This is a genomic window from Mesocryomonas lacus (genome assembly GCF_055730105.2).
On the sequence record NZ_JBUZWF020000005.1, the window covers coordinates 193,745 to 208,926 of the forward strand.

The 15,182-nt window shown below is 68.4% G+C and carries 17 protein-coding genes; 14 read left to right on the top strand and 3 right to left on the bottom strand.

What is annotated here, in order from left to right; translation table 11 throughout:
* Nucleotides 1–318: 318 nt before the first annotated feature.
* The 14 genes from rplU to ACZLZQ_RS18110 all read left to right on the top strand — a co-directional run bounded on the left by rplU (nucleotide 319) and on the right by ACZLZQ_RS18110 (nucleotide 12,983).
* Nucleotides 319–792, top strand: coding sequence for a 50S ribosomal protein L21 (gene rplU / locus ACZLZQ_RS18045; RefSeq protein ID WP_472950546.1), 474 nt, complete (start codon nucleotides 319–321; stop codon nucleotides 790–792).
* 192 nt (nucleotides 793–984) lie between these two features.
* On the top strand, nucleotides 985–1,254 hold the full coding sequence (rpmA, locus tag ACZLZQ_RS18050; RefSeq protein WP_472935590.1) for a 50S ribosomal protein L27: 270 nt from the start codon (nucleotides 985–987) through the stop codon (nucleotides 1,252–1,254).
* Nucleotides 1,255–1,384: 130 nt separating this feature from the next.
* Nucleotides 1,385–1,957: a GNAT family N-acetyltransferase gene (locus ACZLZQ_RS18055; protein WP_472950547.1), complete on the top strand. Its 573-nt coding sequence runs from the start codon at nucleotides 1,385–1,387 to the stop codon at nucleotides 1,955–1,957.
* Between the two features lie 5 nt (nucleotides 1,958–1,962).
* On the top strand, nucleotides 1,963–2,547 hold the full coding sequence (locus tag ACZLZQ_RS18060; RefSeq protein WP_472950548.1) for a DUF3833 family protein: 585 nt from the start codon (nucleotides 1,963–1,965) through the stop codon (nucleotides 2,545–2,547).
* A 151-nt stretch (nucleotides 2,548–2,698) separates the two neighbouring features.
* Nucleotides 2,699–3,754, top strand: coding sequence for a GTPase ObgE (gene obgE / locus ACZLZQ_RS18065; RefSeq protein ID WP_472950549.1), 1,056 nt, complete (start codon nucleotides 2,699–2,701; stop codon nucleotides 3,752–3,754).
* Nucleotides 3,751–4,899, top strand: coding sequence for a glutamate 5-kinase (proB, locus tag ACZLZQ_RS18070; protein WP_472950550.1), 1,149 nt, complete (start codon nucleotides 3,751–3,753; stop codon nucleotides 4,897–4,899). Before obgE ends, proB begins: the two co-directional genes overlap by 4 nt.
* A gap of 10 nt (nucleotides 4,900–4,909) precedes the next feature.
* Complete coding sequence (locus ACZLZQ_RS18075; protein WP_472950551.1) at nucleotides 4,910–6,190, top strand: glutamate-5-semialdehyde dehydrogenase; 1,281 nt, start codon at nucleotides 4,910–4,912, stop codon at nucleotides 6,188–6,190.
* A gap of 14 nt (nucleotides 6,191–6,204) precedes the next feature.
* A complete protein-coding gene (locus tag ACZLZQ_RS18080) occupies nucleotides 6,205–6,825 on the top strand; it encodes a nicotinate-nucleotide adenylyltransferase (protein ID WP_472950681.1) in 621 nt (206 codons plus the stop codon).
* Between the two features lie 43 nt (nucleotides 6,826–6,868).
* Entirely contained in the window at nucleotides 6,869–7,324 is a 456-nt protein-coding gene (gene rsfS / locus ACZLZQ_RS18085) for a ribosome silencing factor (protein ID WP_472935584.1), read from the top strand.
* A gap of 107 nt (nucleotides 7,325–7,431) precedes the next feature.
* Nucleotides 7,432–7,914: a 23S rRNA (pseudouridine(1915)-N(3))-methyltransferase RlmH gene (gene rlmH, locus ACZLZQ_RS18090; protein WP_472950552.1), complete on the top strand. Its 483-nt coding sequence runs from the start codon at nucleotides 7,432–7,434 to the stop codon at nucleotides 7,912–7,914.
* Between the two features lie 262 nt (nucleotides 7,915–8,176).
* Nucleotides 8,177–9,733: a murein hydrolase activator EnvC family protein gene (locus tag ACZLZQ_RS18095; RefSeq protein ID WP_472950553.1), complete on the top strand. Its 1,557-nt coding sequence runs from the start codon at nucleotides 8,177–8,179 to the stop codon at nucleotides 9,731–9,733.
* The gene (locus ACZLZQ_RS18100; RefSeq protein WP_472935581.1) at nucleotides 9,723–11,066 is read left to right on the top strand and encodes a S41 family peptidase; all 1,344 of its coding nucleotides are present in this window, start codon (nucleotides 9,723–9,725) and stop codon (nucleotides 11,064–11,066) included. The genes ACZLZQ_RS18095 and ACZLZQ_RS18100 overlap by 11 nt, the downstream gene beginning before the upstream one ends.
* Nucleotides 11,067–11,213: 147 nt before the next feature.
* Nucleotides 11,214–12,395 (top strand): divergent polysaccharide deacetylase family protein, encoded by a 1,182-nt coding sequence (locus tag ACZLZQ_RS18105; protein WP_472950554.1) that lies wholly within the window; start codon nucleotides 11,214–11,216, stop codon nucleotides 12,393–12,395.
* Nucleotides 12,396–12,467: 72 nt separating this feature from the next.
* On the top strand, nucleotides 12,468–12,983 hold the full coding sequence (locus ACZLZQ_RS18110) for an RNA pyrophosphohydrolase (protein WP_472935579.1): 516 nt from the start codon (nucleotides 12,468–12,470) through the stop codon (nucleotides 12,981–12,983).
* A gap of 109 nt (nucleotides 12,984–13,092) precedes the next feature.
* Here ACZLZQ_RS18110 and ACZLZQ_RS18115 read toward each other — a convergent pair whose 3' ends face one another.
* From ACZLZQ_RS18115 to atpD, 3 genes are read right to left on the bottom strand one after another with little or no spacing between them, the layout of a single operon-like run.
* Nucleotides 13,093–13,497 (bottom strand): F0F1 ATP synthase subunit epsilon, encoded by a 405-nt coding sequence (locus tag ACZLZQ_RS18115; protein WP_472935578.1) that lies wholly within the window; start codon nucleotides 13,495–13,497, stop codon nucleotides 13,093–13,095.
* On the bottom strand, nucleotides 13,490–13,699 hold the full coding sequence (locus ACZLZQ_RS18120) for a glutathione S-transferase (RefSeq protein ID WP_472950555.1): 210 nt from the start codon (nucleotides 13,697–13,699) through the stop codon (nucleotides 13,490–13,492). The genes ACZLZQ_RS18115 and ACZLZQ_RS18120 overlap by 8 nt, the downstream gene beginning before the upstream one ends.
* Nucleotides 13,699–15,156: a F0F1 ATP synthase subunit beta gene (gene atpD, locus ACZLZQ_RS18125; protein WP_472935577.1), complete on the bottom strand. Its 1,458-nt coding sequence runs from the start codon at nucleotides 15,154–15,156 to the stop codon at nucleotides 13,699–13,701. The genes ACZLZQ_RS18120 and atpD overlap by 1 nt, the downstream gene beginning before the upstream one ends.
* Nucleotides 15,157–15,182 lie beyond the last annotated feature (26 nt).

The window sequence follows — 15,182 nt, forward strand, 5'->3', positions numbered from 1 at the left end:
CTAGGGATTTTATCGCGCGGTGTGCAGGTTTTTGCCGCCGCCTCGCACCGTGACGATGCAGATCGCCTGTCGGCAAGGACTTTGCGGCCTGGTTAGTGCCGCCTCCGGAAAGGCAGACCCGGCCCTGCCGCCTTGACGTTTTGCCCCTTCTCGTTTAAGGACGCGCCCGATGGACGTGGGTTACCACGTTCTCTCGGCGGCATGTCCGGCTTCGGCCACGGCATCGCCGGACAGACCCGGTCCAACGACCGGCACGACCCAAGAACAACAAGAAGACGGCCCGGCAGCGTCCGAGGCTCGATCGCAGAAGGAAAATCCATGTTCGCAGTGATCAAGACCGGCGGCAAGCAGTACCGCGTCGTCGCCAACGACGAATTCGAGATCGAGCGCGTCCCCGGCGTCGCCGGTGATTCCGTCACCTTTGCCGAGGTGCTCATGCTCGGCACGACGATCGGCGCGCCCTTCGTGGCCGGCGCCACCGTCACCGGCGAGATCGTCGAGCAGACGCGCGGCCCGAAGGTCATCTCGTTCAAGAAGCGCCGTCGCCAGAACTCCAAGCGCACCCGCGGCCACCGCCAGGACCTGACGCTGATCCGCATCGGCGAGATCCTCGCCGCGGGCCAGACCGCATCGGAAAAGCCGGCCCGCGCCGAGACGCAGGTCTCGTCGGAAAAGCCTGCCCAGGCCGAGACCGCAGCGACCGGCGACGAGAGCGCCGAGGCGCCGAAGAAGGCGAAGGCCCCGGCCAAGCCGCGCGCCAAGAAGGCCGCCGAGGACACCTCGGCCGAGTAATCCCGATCGGCCCCTTTGGTTCGCGCCGTGGCATGGCCACGCAGTCGGATCATCGGGGCCGGCAGATTGATCGTCGCACGGCCCCTTGAGGGATGGCAGAAGCCTGAAGACTTTCGGGCCGGCACCGTGCAAGACTAGAACAAAAAGCCCGAGCAGCCCGAAGCGGCGGCGAAAGGCGACAGGAGAAGTTCCATGGCACATAAGAAAGCAGGCGGCTCGTCCCGCAACGGTCGCGACTCCGAGTCGAAGCGCCTCGGCGTGAAGAAGTCCGGTGGCCAGGCGGTCATCCCTGGCAACATCATCGTGCGTCAGCGCGGCACCCAGTGGCACCCGGGCGCCGGCGTCGGCATCGGCCGCGACCACACGATCTTCGCGACCGTCGACGGCATCGTCACCTTCCAGACCAAGGCCCAGGGCCGCGCCTATATTTCGGTCATGCCGAAAGCCATCGCCGCAGAATGACCGGAGCCGATCGCGCGCCGGTGTCCCACGACCCCGGCGCTGCGATCCGACCTTGACGGTCGAAGGTCCTAGCGAGATCAGGGGAGATGGGCCGCCATCTTCCCTTTTTTCGTTCGCAAGGACCGATGCCGTGGACCACCCGCTGGACAGCCTGCTGGAAGAACCCCTCGAACCGATCGTCACCCCGCGCCTGCGCCTGCGCCGCCCGGTGATGACGGATGCGCCCGAGATGGCGCGGCTTGCCGACGATCCGGCGCTCGCGCGCATGATGGCGCGTCTGCCGCATCCCTATACGATCGAGCATGCGCACGCCTTTCTGGAGAACGTGGCGGGCGAGATGGTGTTCGCCGTCACCGACGGCGCGACCGGCGCCTTCCTCGGCCTCTGCGGCCTCCGGCCGACGCGGCGGCTGCGCGCGGTCGACCTCGGCTACTGGATCGGCCAGCCGCACTGGGGCCAGGGCTTCTGCACCGAAGCCGTCCAGGCGATGGTGGACCTTGCCTTCACCCGGCTCGATATCGATCAGGTGTGTGCCGACTGCCGGGTCATCAACTTGGCATCGCGGCGGGTGCTGGAGAAATGCGGCTTCCAGCACCGCGGCACCGGCACCTTTGTCTCGGTCTCGGCCGGGCGGGTGGCGAGCGAGGATTTCCACCTCGATCGCCGGGCGTGGAAAGCCTTGAAGGCATGGGGACGGGCATGACGGCAATGAGACGCAATCGCCTGGCGAAATCGCTGCTGGTGCTGGTCGTGCTCGGGCTCGGCTGGCTTGGGCTGAAGGCCGTGGCTGGCGGCGCTTTCGCCGAGCCGCCCGCGGCCGATCCAGGCGGCAGCTTTGCCCTCGAGCAGTTTTTCGACGGATCGAGCCAGAGCCAAGGCGAGATCGATACCGCCTATGTCTCGGCCGAGCCGTTCACCGCGGGCTTCACCGGCACCGCGACGGAAGAGAGCCTCGCCCTCGACGAGCGGTTCCATTTCGCCAAGGGCGACCGGCTGCAGCGCTGGACCCTCGCCGTCCGTCCCGGCGGCCGCTATGAGGGAACAGTCGAGACCGAGAGCGGCAAGGGCGTCTTGAACGCGCCGGTGCCGGTCAGCGGCTACAAGACGGCGGACGGCGTCGTGCTGGACTATGACGGCTACGCGCCGGGCGGCGGATCGCTCGTCCTGCATTTCCGGCACGTCATGCAGGCGCAGCCGGACGGCACGGTGCTGAACAAGGTGCAGGTGTCGAAGGCCGGGATCCCGGTCGCCGGCGCCCGCGTCGTCTTCTCCAAGCCGCCGACCGCGCCCTGATCGGCGGCAGACACCGGTCGGTGCACTGCGCCACTCGCGGGGCGCCAATACGAGTTTCATGAGGACGGGCCTTCGCGCCGGCCCTCGTTTTCAGTAGAATAAAGCCGGCCCGGTGACCTCACCCCTGCCGGGACGCGCGGAAAGACATGCCATGAAGTTCCTCGACCAGGCCAAGGTCTACATCCGATCGGGCGACGGCGGCGCCGGCGCCGTCTCGTTCAAGCGCGAGAAGTTCATCGAGTTCGGCGGGCCGGACGGCGGCGATGGCGGCAAAGGCGGCGACGTCTTCGTCGAGGCCGTCTCCGGGCTCAACACCCTCATCGACTATCGCTACCAGCAGCATTTCCGGGCGAAGACTGGCGTTCACGGCATGGGTCGCGACCGCGCCGGCGGCAAGGGCGACAGCGTGACGCTGAAGGTGCCGATCGGCACCCAGGTCTTTGCCGAGGACGGCGAGACGCTGCTCTGCGACCTCACCTTCATCGGTCAGAAGCACCGCATCGCCGCCGGCGGCAATGGCGGCTTCGGCAATGCCTATTTCAAGACCTCGGTGAACCAGGCGCCGCGCCGCGCCAATCCCGGCATCGAGGGCGAGGAACTGACGATCTGGCTGAAGCTGAAGCTGATCGCCGATGCCGGCGTCGTCGGCCTGCCGAATGCCGGCAAGTCGACCTTCCTCGCCAGCGTCACCGCGGCCCGGCCGAAGATCGCCGACTATCCGTTCACGACGCTGCACCCGAACTTGGGCGTCGCGACCGTCGACGGCGCCGAGTTCATCCTCGCCGACATTCCCGGACTGATCGAGGGCGCGCATGAGGGCGTCGGCATCGGCGACCGCTTCCTCAGCCATGTCGAGCGCACCCGCGTGCTCTTGCACCTCGTCTCGGCCACCGAGGACGATGTAGGCTACGCCTACAAGACCGTCCGCGCCGAGCTCGAGGCCTATGGCGGCGGCCTCACCGACAAGCCAGAGATTGTTGCGCTGTCGAAGATCGACGCGCTGACGCCCGAGGACAAGAAGGCCAAGCTGAAGCAGCTGGCCAAGGCCTGCGGCCGTCCGCCGCTGCAGATCTCCGCCGTCAGCCGCGAGGGCATGACCGAGGTGCTGCGCCAGCTGCGGCGCGAGATCGTCGGCATGGACGAGGAAGAGGAAGAGGTCGACGAGACCCGCTGGGACAGCCTGCCCGAGGGCGCCGACCCCAGATGACCGCTGCCTTAACGCTCGATGCTTCCCGCCGGCTCGTCGTCAAGATCGGCTCGGCCCTCCTCGTCGACCGCCAGACGGGCCTGCGGCAGGATTGGCTGACGGCGCTCGTCGCCGACGTGGCAGCCCTTGCCGCCGGGGGCCGCGAGGTGCTGATCGTCTCGTCCGGCGCCATTGCGCTCGGCCGCAAGATCCTGAAGCTGCCGCCGGGCACGCTGAAGCTCGAGGAGAGCCAGGCGGCCGCCGCCGTCGGGCAGATCGCGCTGGCGCGGGCTTATGCCGAGCGGCTCGGCGACCACGGGCTCGAGGCCGGACAGATCCTCCTGACGCTCGGCGATACCGAGGAGCGGCGCCGCTACCTCAATGCGCGCGCGACCGTCGGCACGCTGCTGCAGTTCGGCGCCGTGCCGGTGATCAACGAGAACGACACGGTGGCCACCGCCGAGATCCGCTACGGCGACAATGACCGGCTGGCGGCGCGCGTCGCCACCATGATGTCCGCCGATCTCCTGGTGCTGCTCTCCGACATCGACGGGCTCTACACCGCGCCCCCCGCCCTCGACCCTGAGGCCCGGCACATCCCGCTGGTCGAGCGCATCACGCCGGCGATCGAGGCGATGGCCGGGGTCGCCGCGTCGGAATATTCGCGCGGCGGCATGAAGACCAAGATCGACGCCGGCAAGATCGCGACCGCCGCGGGTGCCGCCATGATCATCACCGCCGGCGACCGGCTGAACCCGCTGGCGGCGATTGCCCGCGGCGAGCCGGCGACGCTGTTCCTGCCGACCGCCAACCCCGTCACCGCCCGCAAGCGCTGGATCGCCGGGCATCTCAATACCTCCGGCCGGCTGATTGTCGACGACGGCGCCGTCCGCGCGCTGATGTCGGGCAAGAGCCTGCTGCCGGCGGGCGTCAAGGCGGTCGAGGGTGATTTCGGCCGCGGCGATACCATCGTCGTGGCGGCAGAGGATGGCAGCGAGGTCGCACGCGGCCTCGTCGCCTATGACGGCGCCGAGGCGCGCCTCGTGGCGGGGCTCCGGTCCTCGGCGATCGAGGCGGCGCTCGGCTACGCCCCGCGCACGGCGATGATCCACCGCGACGATCTCGTCCTGGAACGCCAGTTCCGCGACGCCGGCGAAATCGCCTGAGGAAGAAGACATGCTGGACACGGTCCATTCCAACGACATCGAGACGCTGATGCTGGACATCGGCGCGCGTTCCCGCCGGGCGGCGCGCACGCTCGCGCTCGCCCCGACTGCGCAGAAGAACGCCGCGCTCGACGCGATGGCAAAGGCGGTGGAAGCCCGCGCCGACGCGATCCTTGCGGCCAATGCGCAGGATTTGGCGAGAGCGGAAGCGGCCGGCATGAGCGGCGCGCTGGTCGACCGGCTGACGCTCGACGCCGCCCGCGTCGCCGGCATTGCCAGCGCGATCCGCGACATCGCGGCGCTCGCCGATCCCGTCGGCGCAGTGATCGCCGAATGGGAGCGGCCGAACGGCCTGCACATTTCCCGCGTGCGCACCCCGCTCGGCGTCATCGGCGTCATCTACGAGAGCCGCCCGAACGTCACCGCCGATGCCGGTGCGCTCTGCCTCAAGGCCGGCAACGCCGTCATCCTGCGCGGCGGCTCGGACTCGGCGGCGTCGTCCGCCGCGATCCATGCCGCCCTCGTCGAAGGCCTCGAAGCCGCCGGCCTTCCCGCCGGCGCCATCCAGATCGTCCCGACGCCCGACCGGGCGGCGGTCGGCGAGATGCTGACCGGCCTTGACGGCGCCATTGACGTCATCGTGCCCCGCGGCGGCCGTTCGCTCGTCGCCCGCGTCCAGAAAGAGGCGCGCGTGCCGGTCTTCGCCCATCTCGAGGGCCTCTGCCACGTCTATGTCGACGGCGCGGCCGATCTTGCCATGGCCGAGGCGATCGTCGCCAACGCCAAGATGCGGCGCACCGGCGTCTGCGGCTCGGCCGAGACGCTGCTCGTCGACCGCGCCGTCGCCTCGACGCATCTGGTGCCGCTGCTGACGGCACTCACTGCGGCCGGCTGCGAGATCCGCGCCGACGAGGCCGCGCGGGCGCTGTTCCCGGCCGCCCGCCCGGCGACCGCCGAGGACTGGGACACCGAATATCTCGATGCGATCATCACGGTCGCGCTCGTCGACGGCATCGACGGCGCCATCGCTCACATCGAGCGCCATTCCTCGCACCACACCGAGGCGATCGTCACGGACGACGCGGCGACGGCGGCGCGCTTCCTGTCCAGCCTCGATTCGGCGATCCTGCTGCACAACGCCTCGACGCAGTTCGCCGATGGCGGCGAGTTCGGCATGGGGGCCGAGATCGGCATCGCCACCGGCAAGATGCACGCCCGCGGCCCGGTCGGGGTCGAGCAGCTGACGAGCTTCAACTACCGCGTCTCCGGTACCGGCCAGATCAGGCCGTGACCTTCACTGAGGGCATGCCGGCGGTGCCGCCCGCGGCGCTGCGCCTGCCGCACACCGAGCGCGGCATGCGGATCGGCTTGTTCGGCGGATCGTTCAACCCGCCGCATGACGGCCACCTCCTGGTGGCGGAAACCGCGATGCGCCGCCTAAAGCTCGACCGTCTCTGGTGGATCGTCACCCCCGGCAATCCGCTGAAGCATCCGGGCATCCTGAAGCCCCTGGCCGAGCGCATCGCCGCCTCGGAGCGGCTGGCGCGCGATCCGCGGATCGACGTCACCGCCTTCGAGGCCGCCCACCATCTGCGCTATACCGCTGATACCCTGGCTCTGGTCCGGCGGCTGAAACCCGGCGTGCGCTTCGTCTGGATCATGGGCGCCGACAGCCTCGCCTCCTTCCACCGCTGGCAGGCCTGGCGGCGGATCGCCGCGACCTATCCGATCGCCGTGGTCGACCGCCCCGGCGCGACGCTCGCGCTCCTCTCCTCGCCGATGGCGAAGACCTTCGCGCCGATGCGGCTGGCCGAGGAGAACGCCGCCGCGCTGCCCTTCTGCGAGGCTCCAGCCTGGGTCTTCCTTCATGGACCACGCTCGTCGCTGTCCTCCAGCGCGCTCCGCGCCGGAGGACCTGCGTCTTGAAACTGCCACCGAACCCTGCCTATCTTCAAAGAGGCGCCGGGACATGACGTCCCCTCCCCGCCCAGACAAAGGAACAACGACGCTGACACCTGCCCCAAAGACGGAGGACGCCCTCGCGAGCGCTCCTGCCGAGGCTGCCACGAGCGAAACCAAGCTCGGCCGGACCGCCATCGACGTCGTGATTTCGAGCCTTGAGGACTCGAAGGGCGAGAACATCCTGAGCATCGACCTGAAGGGCAAGTCCGCCCTTGCCGACCATCTGGTGATCGTTTCCGGTCGCTCGAACCGCCACGTCTCGGCCGTCGCCGACCACGTGCTGCGCGACCTGAAAGAGGCCGGCCACGGCATGTGCAAGGTCGAAGGCCTGCAGAATGGCGACTGGGTCCTGATCGACGCCGGCGACATCATCGTCCACATCTTCCGCCCGGAAGTGCGTGCCTTCTACAATCTCGAAAAGATGTGGTCGGTCGGCGATGCCGGAGATGCGACGGTCCATTGACCGTCGCAGAAGCGCTCCGTGCCGATCGCTGGCCGCGGCCAGCCGGCAAGGCGTAGACCATTGAACGCGTTCAACTATTCAAGCCCGCCAACCTGGCGGTTGCTGCCGTGCGCCTGACGATCGCGGCGATCGGCCGGATGAAATCCGGATCGGAACGCGAACTCGCGAACCGTTATCTCGAGCGCCTCGCCAAGAGCGGCGCGCCGCTGGGGCTCGACTATGCTGGCCTTGGCGAGCATGCGGAATCGCGGGCCGCAGGGGTCGCCGAGCGTAAGCGCGACGAGGCCGCTCGGCTTGTCGCGCCCTTGCCCGACAAGACCGTCCTGATCGCCCTCGACGAGACCGGCAAGGCGCTGTCGTCGGAAGAGTTCGCGGCCGAACTCGGACGGCTGCGGGACGAGGGGATCCGCGATATAGCCCTTCTGATCGGCGGACCGGACGGGCTCGACCCCGACTTGCGCGGCCGCGCGCGGCTCGTCCTGTCGCTCGGCCGGATGACCTGGCCACACCAGATCGCGCGCATGCTCCTCGCCGAGCAGATCTACCGCGCCACGACGATCCTCGCCGGACACCCCTACCACCGGTCCTGATCCGGTCCGCCATTCCCGCGACATATCGGCAACAACGCTTAGCAGAAATTGATAGCCTGGCATTTATTCGCGTTGAGACGTTTGTCCGCCACGACCTTGCCGTGGTCGGGGGTGAGCCTCTGCACGGACAGGGCGACCTCGCCATGGTTGATGCATTGTTAAGGAGGCGGCGCTATCGTGCCGCGTCCTCTGGCCGAAAGGTCGAGGATGCCGACCCCGGCCGTGCCGGTCCACGCAGTCTCTCAGGCGATCAAGGACGCTCTTGCAGGCCAAAGCCGCACACGACAGGCGACCGCATGCATCCCGCCGGCTTCTGGCCGCCGCGGCGCTTTGCCTGACGCTGGTCGCGCCGGGGCTGAGCCTTGCCGAGAGCGAGCCGCCGGCGCCGACGGGCGACATCGTCGGCAGCATCAGCCGCGTGCTGATCCTCGAAGGCGAGCGCAAGAAGAATGCCGAGGAACTCGCCGGCATTTCCAACAGCATCCAGCTGAGCCAGCAGAGCGTGCAGTCGCTCGATGCTGAGATCGCCGCCCTCGCCGAGGACCGCGGCCGTATCCGCGATGCCATGATCGCTGCTGCCGCCCAGCAGCAGGCCATCGAGAAGGAAATCGCCGCCACTGAGAAGCGCATCGACGCCCTGGCCGGCGACGAGGCAAGCCTGAAAGCCTCGCTCCGCGAGCGCCGCGGCCTTCTGGCGGAAGTCCTCGGTGCTCTCGAGCGGATGGGCCGCAAGCCGCCGCCGGCGCTGCTGGTGAAACCGGACGATGCCCTCGGCTCCGTGCGCAGCGCGATCCTCCTCGGCGCCGTCGTCCCGGGCATCCGCAAGGAGACCGAGAAGCTTGCCGGCGACCTGAAACAGCTTGCCGCCGTCAAGCGCGACATCGCCACCGAGAAGCAGCGCTTCGTCGACGGGCGCACCCGGCAGAAGGAAGAAGAGGCGCGGCTCGCCCGGCTGTTCGAGGAGAAGCAGCGGCTGGAGACTGACAACCGCAGCCGGCGCGAGGCCGAACGCGCCCATGCGGCCGAGCTGGCCGCCAAGGCGAACAGCCTGCAGGAGCTGATCGCCTCGCTGGAGAACGAGACGGCCAGCGCCCGCGCGGCGGAGGCGGCGTCCCAGAAGGTGGCGGCCGCCAAACGCGCCGCGGAGGCGGAAGCCGCCCGCATCGCCGAGGTGGAGCGCGAGAAGGCCGTGCGCGAAGCCGCCCGCGCCGTCCCCGAGACCGAGGGACCCGCCCAGCCGGACCAGCCAGCCTCGACCCCGCCTGCTCCTGTCGTGGCCGAACAGACGCCAACCTCAATGCCGGAAACCGAGAAGAGCTATGACATAGCGTCACTTCGCCGTGACATGGCGCACATCGAACCGGTCGCCGCATTTTCGACAATGAAAGGCCGTCTGACAGCACCTGTATCCGGTGCCCTTCAAGTGGCCTATGGCGGCAGCGACGGCATCGGACGGCCTTCGTCGGGGGTCTCCTTCTCGGCGCGTCCGGGTGACCTCGTAACTGCCCCTGCGGATGGCCGCGTGCTCTATTCCGGACCCTTCCGGTCCTATGGACAGCTCTTGATACTTGACGCTGGCGATGGCTATCATGTTGTCCTTGCGGGCATGAACGAGATCGACGTCGAAGTCGGCCAATTCGTGCTATCGGGAGAGCCCGTCGCGGTCATGGGTGCGCGAAGACTGGCCAGTGCGGCCGGAGCGGAGTTCGGCGCAGAAGAGCCGGCGCTCTATGTGGAATTTCGCAAGAACGGGAAACCGGTCGATCCGACTCCTTGGTGGACGGTGGGACCTTCTGGAAGGACGAGGAATGATTCGTAAGCTCTCGATACTCTTCGCCGGCGCGCTCATGGGTGCGACCGCGATGACCGTGTTCGTCGGCCAGCAGTCGGGTGTCGCCAATGCGGCGGGCTCGGATACCTATCGCCAGCTGGCGATCTTCGGTGACGTGTTCGAGCGCGTCCGCGCCCAGTATGTCGACGTTCCCGACGACCAGAAGCTGATCGAGACCGCCATCAACGGCATGCTGACCCAGCTCGACCCGCATTCGAGCTACATGAACGCCAAGGAAGCGGCTGACATGCGCACCGAGACGCGCGGCCAGTTCGGCGGCCTCGGCATCGAGGTCACCATGGAGAACGAGCTGGTCAAGGTCGTCTCGCCGTTCGAGGGCACGCCCGCCGACAAGGCCGGCGTTCTCGCCGGCGACCTGATCGCCGAGATCAACGGCGAGCAGGTGCGCGGCCTGACGCTCGCCCAGGCGGTCGAGAAGATGAAGGGCGACATCGGCACCTCCGTCGCCCTCACCATCGTGCGCGAAGGCGCGGCCAAGCCCGTCCGCCTGTCGATCAAGCGCGACGAGATCAAGGTCCCCTCGGTCCGCCACACGGTCGAGAACGACGTCGGCTACATCAAGCTGTTGAAGTTCAACGAGCAGACCACGGTCGGCATGGAAGAGGCGATCGCCGACATCGAGGCGAAGATCCCCGCCGACAAGCTGAAGGGCTTCGTGCTCGACCTGCGCCGCAACCCGGGCGGCCTGCTCGACGAGGCCGTCAGCGTCTCCGACGCCTTCCTCGAGAATGGCGAAATCGTCTCCACCCGCGGCCGCAACGCCGAGGAAACCCGCCGCTACAACGCGCGCGGCGGTGACGACATCAAGGGCAAGCCGCTGGTCGTGCTCGTCAATGGCGGGTCCGCCTCGGCGTCCGAGATCGTCGCCGGCGCGCTGCAGGACCAGCGCCGCGCCACCGTCGTCGGCTCGCGCTCGTTCGGCAAGGGCTCGGTACAGACCATCATCCCGCTCGGCGCCAACGGCGCGCTGCGCCTGACGACGGCGCTCTACTACACGCCGTCGGGCCGCTCCATCCAGGGCCGCGGCATCGACCCCGACATCACCGTCGCCCAGCCGCTGCCGGACGACATCAAGAAGCAGATGGGCCTCGACACCGAGGACGAGGTCGTGCGCGGCGAGTCCGGCCTGCGCGGCCACATCACCGGCAACGAGGAAAACGCCGAGGGCTCCGGCTCGCTCGACTACGTCCCGCCGGAGGCCAAGGACGACTTGCAGCTGAACTACGCCTACGAGCTGCTGCGCGGCACCAAGACCGACGCCAACTTCCCGCCGAAGGGCGACAAGCGCGCCGCCAAGTAGCGCCCGCTTCCACCCGGCGACTAGACCCACCCCGGCGCCCCAGGCGCCGGGGTTTTTCTTTGCCTGGCCGCCGCCCGCCTCCCCCGCAGCCCGCCCGCCCGCGGGGCCAAGCGAGCCCCGGTCCAGCTTGCCGCGCTAGGTCCGGCTATGTTCGACGATCTCGACCGGCCGCTCGGGCGCGACAGGCCTCCGCGCAAGACATTGAGGCGCCCTGCCCGGCGCACGGTTCTCTGCGCCGCCGGGTTCCTTCTCCTCGCGGGCGCCTCGGCCGCCACCGTCCTCACCCAGCCACGCCTGCGCCAGGTCGACGTCTTCGCCGAGCGCGAAGCCCGGCAAGCGGCCGAGGCGGAGCGCCTTGCCACCGCCGCCCCGGCGCCGCTGATGCCGCTGCCGCGCACGCCGAAGATCATTGCCGCACCCCTCGCCGATCCCACCTTGCCGACCATCACCTATCCGCCGGACGAAACCGGAATGGCCGGCCAGCTGATCACCGTCGATGCCGCGGGCTCGCTGCGCCAGCCGGCGACCATGGCAGCAAACCCCGACGACGCGCTCCTTGAGCCGAGCGATGCCGGCCCGCTGCCCGTGCGCGGTCCCGACGGACGGCGGCCCTTCGACGTCTATGCCGCCACCCCCAGCAGCGACGTCGGCGTGCGCATCGTCCTCGTCGTCGGCGGCCTCGGCATCAGCCAGACCGGCACCCAGGCCGCCATCCGCACGCTGCCCGCGGGCGTCACTTTCGGCTTTGCCGCGGCCGGCAACAGTCTTAACCGCTGGATGCAGGATGCGCGCCGCGGCGGCCACGAGCTGGTCCTGCAGGTGCCGATGGAGCCTTTCGGCTATCCCCAGACGACGCCCGGCCCGCATACCGTCACCGCCGAGGACGCCAGCGCCGGTCGCTTCGACGCGCTGCTCTGGTCGCTCGGGCGCACCACCAACTATGTCGGCGTGATGAACTACATGGGCGCCCGGCTCAGCGCCGATCCCGCCGCCATCAGCGGGCTGCTCGGCGAACTCTCCCGCCGCGGCCTGATGTATCTCGACGACGCGAGCTCGCCCCGCAGTCTCGCCAAGGACGCCGCCCGCGAAGCCGGTACGCCGTTCGCCGCGGCCAGCATTCTCCTCGACGCCGTGCAGCAGCGGGGTGCCGTCGAGAAGCAGCTTGCCGCCCTCGAGCGCATTGCCCGTGCCGACGGCAGCGCCATCGGCATCGCCTCGGCCTTCGACGTCTCGACCGCCGCGATCGCGGCCTGGATCGCGGAAGCCGAGACCCGCGGCGTCCGGATCGTCCCGCTCTCGGCCCTCGCTGTCGACCCCGAGAGGCGATGAGGCTCGGTTTCCCCTTGCCTCATCAGCCCTGCGCCCGATAACCCGGTCAGAGATCTCTGCCGGAGCGCTGCCATGAAGCCGATCGACTTCCACAACCTTCCCTATCGCCCTTGCGTCGGCATCATGGTGCTGAACGCCGCCGGCCACGTCTGGGTCGGCCGCCGCCTGGTCGAGGACCAAGGGGAGATGGAAGGTGCCACCGCACTCTGGCAGATGCCGCAAGGCGGCATCGACGAGGGCGAGGAGCCGCTGGATGCAGCCCGCCGCGAACTCTACGAGGAGACCGGGATCCGCTCCGCTGAACTGCTCGGCGAGTCCGAGGGCTGGATCGACTACGACCTGCCGCCGGCCCTCGTCGGTATCGCCCTCAAGGGCCGCTACCGCGGGCAGACGCAGAAATGGTTCGCCTTCCGCTTCACCGGCGAAGAGAGCGAAATCGCGATCAACCCGCCGCCCGGCGGCCACTCCGCCGAGTTCGACGAATGGGCCTGGAAGCCGATGGACGAGGTGCTGTCGCTGGTCGTGCCCTTCAAGCGCGGTGTCTACGATCAGGTCGTGGCGGGTTTTCGCAATTTCGAGCTGGTGTAGGCGAAGGGCGAGCACCGAGCGCTCGCTCATCCCATTGGCCGGCCATCTCGGCCCCAGACAGAAAAAAAGCCGGCTCGCGCCGGCTTTCGTCATTCAAGGGGCGTGAAGCCTACATGCCGAGCGCCGACCGCGCATCCTTCAGCGCGGAGAGCTGCTGCTCGGCCTTGGAGCGGGCGTCCGGAGTCTTGGCGTCGGCGACGTCTTCCTCGGCATTGCGGATCTTGCTGTCGAGATCGGCAGCGTTCAGCTCTGCCACCGGCAGCGCGTGCTCGGCCAGGAGGATCATCGAGTCATTGGTGATGTCGGCAAAGCCGCCCTGCACGTAGAAGCGTTGGTCGGCGCCGCCCGCGGTCGTCACGGTCACGACGCCCGGCTTCAGCGTCGTCATCGCCGGCGCGTGGCCGCTCATGATGGTCATGTAGCCATCGGTGCCCGGCGCCAGAACCGCGGTGACGACTTCCGACACCAGGAGACGCTCCGGGGACACGAGTTCGAACTGGAAGCTCTCAGCCATGGTCAGCCTGCTTGTTGAGGGCTGCCTCGAAAGCGAGGACGGCCTTGTCGAATTTGTCTCGGCAGCCGGTGTTGCAGAACCCGACCACCGCACCCTTGTAGAGTGTCAGGGAATCCGGCGAAACCGGATCCCCCGACCAGGGGCATGTCTCGTTTACGGCATCCTCGATCCGCAGTGCGGACGAAGCGCTGCCCGTCGTCATCAGGCGGCTTCAGCCGCCAGACGCTGGGCCTTCTCGATGGCCATGTCGATCGAGCCGACCATGTAGAAGGCGGCTTCCGGCAGGTGATCGTACTCGCCGTTGACGAGGCCCTTGAACGAGCGGATCGTGTCTTCCAGCGGCACCAGCTGGCCCGGTGCACCGGTGAACACCTGCGCCACGAAGAAGGGCTGCGACAGGAAGCGCTCGATCTTGCGGGCGCGGGCAACCGCAACCTTGTCCTCTTCGGACAGCTCGTCCATGCCGAGAATGGCGATGATGTCCTGCAGCGACTTGTAGCGCTGCAGCGTCTCCTGCACCTGGCGGGCAACAGTGTAGTGCTCTTCGCCAAGGATCATCGGCGACAGCATGCGCGAGGTCGAGTCCAGCGGATCCACCGCGGGATAGATGCCCTTCTCGGAGATCGCGCGGTTCAGAACCGTCGTCGCATCAAGATGCGCGAAGGAGGTCGCCGGCGCCGGGTCGGTCAGATCGTCCGCGGGAACGTAGATCGCCTGCACCGAGGTGATCGAACCCTTGGTCGTCGTGGTGATGCGCTCCTGCATCGCGCCCATGTCGGTCGCGAGCGTCGGCTGGTAGCCCACCGCCGACGGGATACGGCCGAGGAGAGCCGACACTTCCGAGCCGGCCTGGGTGAAGCGGAAGATGTTGTCGACGAAGAACAGAACGTCCTGGCCCTGGTCGCGGAAATGCTCGGCGATGGTGAGGCCGGTCAGCGCGACGCGGGCACGGGCGCCCGGCGGCTCGTTCATCTGGCCGTAGACGAGGGCGGCCTTGGAGCCCTCGGTGTTGCCGTTGTTCTCGGCCGGGTCCTTGTTCACGCCGGACTCGATCATCTCGTAGTAGAGATCGTTGCCCTCGCGGGTGCGCTCGCCGACGCCGGCGAACACCGAGTAACCGCCGTGGGCGCGGGCGATGTTGTTGATCAGTTCCTGGATCAGAACGGTCTTGCCGACGCCGGCGCCGCCGAACAGGCCGATCTTGCCGCCGCGGGCATAAGGCGCGAGCAGGTCGATGACCTTGATGCCGGTGACCAGGATCTGGCTCTCTGGCGACTGGTCGACATAGGCCGGGGCCGGCTGATGGATGCCACGCTTCGACTCGAACGGGATCGGGCCGGCGTCGTCGATCGGCTCGCCGATGACGTTCATGATGCGGCCGAGCGTGCCAGCGCCGACCGGAACCTGGATCGGCTCGCCGGTGTCGGTCACGGGCTGGCCGCGCACGAGGCCTTCGGTCAGATCCATCGCGATGGTGCGAACGGTGTTCTCGCCGAGGTGCTGGGCCACTTCCAGCACCAGACGGTTGCCGTTGTTGGTGGTCTCGAGCGCGTTCAGAATGGCCGGCAGCGGTCCGTCGAACGAAACGTCGACGACGGCGCCGATGACCTGCGCGACGCGCCCGGTGGCCTGTCCTGTGATGTCAGCCATCGATGGCATCCTTCTCTTAAAGGTCGTCAAAAGGT